The organism is Streptomyces cahuitamycinicus (assembly GCF_002891435.1).
GTDB lineage: Bacteria > Actinomycetota > Actinomycetes > Streptomycetales > Streptomycetaceae > Streptomyces > Streptomyces cahuitamycinicus.
Window position 1 is genome coordinate 1 of sequence record NZ_POUC01000584.1, and the last position, 3942, is coordinate 3942.

Genomic DNA, 3942 nt, shown 5'->3' on the forward strand with positions numbered 1-3942 from the left:
CGGGGGCGGAGCGGCGCTCTGGCGGAGCGGGTGGCTGTAGTCGATGGGGCCGCCGGACGTGGGCGCGGACGGCTGGGTGACGGCGTCATGATCCGGCGCGGAGCCGGGATACGACGGCTGTTGCGGGGCGGGCTGCCCGGGACCGCCGGGCGTCTGACCGCCGTACGGCGGCATCGGCGGCACGGGACCCGGCTGAGGCGCGGTGCCGCCCTGGTCCGGGCCGAGGGCGGGAGCCGCCGCCTGCCGGGAGCGGTCGCCGTCCGCCGTGCGCGGCGGGGGCGCCTGCACCGAGCGGGCCAGCCCCTGGGACACCGCGTCGTTGATGCTGCCGGCGAGCCGGTGGGCCTGCGGCAGCTCCTGGTCGGTGAGGAGTTCGGCGAGGCCTCCCGCGTAGCCCTGGCCGACGGCGCGCACCTTCCAGGCGCCCTGCCGACGGTAGAGCTCCAGGGCGACGACGGCCGACTCGGCCTCCAGATCGGTGATGGTGTAGCTGGCGATCTCGCCGCCGTCGAGGCCGGTGACGGCGACGAAGGGGGCCGCCACCGCGCCGAAACGGACCGGCCCCGTCCTCCCGGCGGGCAGGGCGAGCAGCACGCTCACCCGGTGGACGGCCTCCGGCACGGCATCCAGGTCCACCGCGAGACGATGATCGGCGGCGGCCTGCCGGGGAACCTCGAGACCCGGCTGGGTGGGTGCGCCCGGGTGGGCCACCCACTCCGCGCCGTGGATCCGGCCGTTCTCGTCGCCGAGCGCGGCCACGGCCACGATCGGCGTACCGGCCGAGATCCGGATCTCTAGACGGGCCTGGGAGAGCGGGTGGTTCTGCCCCCGCACCAGCTCGGCCGTCATCGCCTTCGTCCCCCATGTGTCGTTGTGTGGAGTCGGGTACTGCTCGCCGGGCCCGCCGGGTCCGGGTTCGGCGGTCCGGGCCCGCTGGTCCAGGCCCCCGGTCCGCCTGCAGCGGTCCGGGTGCGACGGCCGGCTGCGGCGGTCCGGGTGCGCTCAGAGCACCGGCAGGATCGTCGGCATCAGGTCCTGGAAGGTACGGCCGTTGGCCGGGTTGCCCAGGGCCGTCATCGTCCAGCCCGGACCCGTGCGGTGGACCTTGGCCATGATCTGGGCCGTGTACTGGCCGCCGCCGGCGAGCGTGTAGCGGGCGAGCTCCTGGCCGTTGGTCTCGTCGACCAGGCGGCAGAAGGCGTTCTGCACCTCCTGGAAGGTCTGACCGGTGAAGGAGTTCACGGTGAAGACGATCTGGTCGATGTGGACCGGGACCCGCCCGAGGTCGACGAGGATCGCCTCGTCGTCGCCGCCCTGGCCGACACCGCCGACGAGGTTGTCCCCGGTGTGGCGCACCGAGCCGTCGTCGCTCACCAGGTGGCGGAAGAAGACGACGTCGACCGGCTGCTTGTCCGCGAACAGGACGGCGGAGGCGTCGAGGTCGATCTCCCGCGTGCGCGAGCCGAACAGGCCGCGCCGGGGAGCCGCCTGCCAGCCGAGACCCATGCGAACCGCGGTCAGACTGCCACCGTCGTTCTTCTGCAGACTGATGGCCTGACCCTTGGTCATGTTGACGGTCACGCGCTGATTCCCCTCTCGAACGTCCCCTGTTGCCGCGTAGTCGCGGTTGACCAGAACCCTACGCAGGGGCACTGACAGCGATGTACCCCGCTCCGCGCTTTGTGTCGGTCTTGCAACACTGCGCGTACGCGGCGCGCTGTCAGGCCAGGCCTGCCTCCTTCATCTGGCGCAGCTCCTTCTTCATCTCGGAGACCTCGTCGCGCAGCCGGGCCGCGATCTCGAACTGGAGCTCCGCGGCGGCCGCCCGCATCCGCGCGGTGAGCTCCTCGATCTGCCCGGCCAGTTCGGCTGCGGGGCGGTCGGTCGGCGCCGTCTCCTTGGCCTTGCCCTTCGCGGACTTGGCCGTCCCGGCGGCCTTGCCGAGGGCGGGCACGGGCGCCTTGGTGCCCCCGCCGTCCTTCTTCGCCTTGCGGTAGCCCGAGCCGAGCAGCTGCTCGGTGTCGAGGTCCTCGCGGGCGATCTGGGAGACGATGTCGTTGATCTTCTTGCGGAGCGGCTGGGGGTCGATGCCCCGTTCCGTGTTGTACGCGACCTGCTTCTCGCGGCGCCGGTTGGTCTCGTCGATCGCCTTCTCCATCGCCGGAGTGATCTTGTCGGCGTACATGTGGACCTGGCCGGACACGTTGCGCGCGGCGCGGCCGATGGTCTGGATCAGGGACGTGCCGGAGCGCAGGAAGCCCTCCTTGTCGGCGTCCAGGATCGCCACCAGGGACACCTCGGGCAGGTCGAGGCCCTCGCGCAGGAGGTTGATGCCGACCAGCACGTCGTACTCACCGGCGCGCAGTTCGCGCAGCAGCTCGACCCGGCGCAGGGTGTCGACGTCACTGTGCAGGTAGCGCACCTGGATGCCCAGCTCCAGGAAGTAGTCCGTGAGGTCCTCGGCCATCTTCTTGGTGAGCGTGGTGACCAGGACGCGCTCGTCCTTCTCGGTGCGCTGCCGGATCTCGTGCACCAGGTCGTCGATCTGGCCCTCGGTGGGCTTGACGACGACTTCCGGGTCGACGAGACCGGTGGGGCGGATGATCTGCTCGACGTAGCCGTCCGAGCGGGACATCTCGTATTTGCCCGGGGTGGCCGACAGGTAGACCGTCTGGCCGATGCGCTCCTGGAACTCCTCCCACTTCAGAGGGCGGTTGTCCAGGGCGGAGGGCAGCCGGAAGCCGTGGTCGACGAGGGTGCGCTTGCGGGAGGCGTCGCCCTCGTACATGGCGCCGATCTGCGGGACGGTGACATGGGACTCGTCGATGACGAGGAGGAAGTCGTCCGGGAAGTAGTCCAGCAGGGTGTTGGGCGGGGAGCCGGGCAGGCGGCCGTCGAAGTGCATCGAGTAGTTCTCGACGCCGGAGCAGCTGCCGATCTGGCGGAGCATCTCGATGTCGTACGTGGTCCGCATGCGCAGGCGCTGGGCCTCCAGCAGCTTGCCCTGCTTCTCCAGCTCCGCGAGGCGCTCGGCCAGCTCCTTCTCGATGTCGTTGACCGCCCGTTCCAGGCGCTCGGGGCCCGCGACGTAGTGGGAGGCCGGGAAGACGTAGAGGTGCTCGTCGTCACTGATGATCTCGCCGGTGAGCGGGTGCAGGGTGGACAGCGCCTCGATCTCGTCGCCGAACATCTCGATGCGGACGGCCAGCTCCTCGTAGACCGGGAAGATCTCGATGGTGTCGCCGCGGACGCGGAAGGTGCCGCGGGTGAAGGCCATGTCGTTACGCGTGTACTGGATGTCCACGAAGCGGCGCAGCAGCTCGTCGCGGTCGATCTCCTCGCCGACGCGGAGGGAGACCATGCGGTCCACGTACTCCTGCGGGGTGCCGAGGCCGTAGATGCAGGAGACCGAGGCGACCACCACGACGTCACGGCGGGTGAGCAGCGAGTTGGTCGCGGAGTGGCGCAGGCGCTCGACCTCCTCGTTGATCGAGGAGTCCTTCTCGATGTAGGTGTCCGACTGCGGGACGTACGCCTCGGGCTGGTAGTAGTCGTAGTACGAGACGAAGTACTCGACGGCGTTGTTCGGGAGCAGCTCGCGGAACTCGTTCGCCAGCTGGGCGGCCAGCGTCTTGTTCGGCGCCATCACGAGCGTGGGGCGCTGGAGCTTCTCGATCATCCACGCGGTGGTGGCGGACTTGCCGGTGCCGGTCGCACCGAGCAGCACGACGTCCTTCTCCCCCGCCTCGATGCGCCGGGCTAGGTCGGCGATGGCCGTCGGCTGGTCGCCGTTGGGCTGGTAGGGGCTGACGACCTCGAAAGGCGCCACCGTGCGTTCGATCTTTGAAACGGGCCGCATGGGATCCACCGTACGACCCCGCACTGACAACGGGCTCTGATCAGCGGTTCTGGGGGGTGCGGGGCCCCCGGTGCTCCACGGGG

At 70.3% G+C, this 3942-nt stretch carries 3 protein-coding genes; all 3 read right to left on the reverse strand.

What is annotated here, in order from left to right; genetic code table 11:
- On the reverse strand, positions 1 to 849 hold an 849-nt coding region (locus C1J00_RS39690; protein ID WP_146046356.1), incomplete at its 3' end, for a TerD family protein.
- 153 nt (positions 850 to 1002) lie between these two features.
- Positions 1003 to 1581 carry a TerD family protein gene (locus tag C1J00_RS39695; RefSeq protein ID WP_102913714.1) on the reverse strand — a complete coding sequence of 193 codons (579 nt, stop codon included), beginning with the start codon at positions 1579 to 1581 and terminating at the stop codon, positions 1003 to 1005.
- A gap of 139 nt (positions 1582 to 1720) precedes the next feature.
- Positions 1721 to 3859 carry an excinuclease ABC subunit UvrB gene (gene uvrB / locus C1J00_RS39700; RefSeq protein WP_102913715.1) on the reverse strand — a complete coding sequence of 713 codons (2139 nt, stop codon included), beginning with the start codon at positions 3857 to 3859 and terminating at the stop codon, positions 1721 to 1723.
- Positions 3860 to 3942 lie beyond the last annotated feature (83 nt).

Excerpts from the sequence above, each read along its gene's own strand:
- uvrB (WP_102913715.1), bottom strand. The coding sequence starts at position 3,859 with ATGCGGCCCGTTTCAAAGATCGAACGCACGGTGGCGCCTTTCGAGGTC.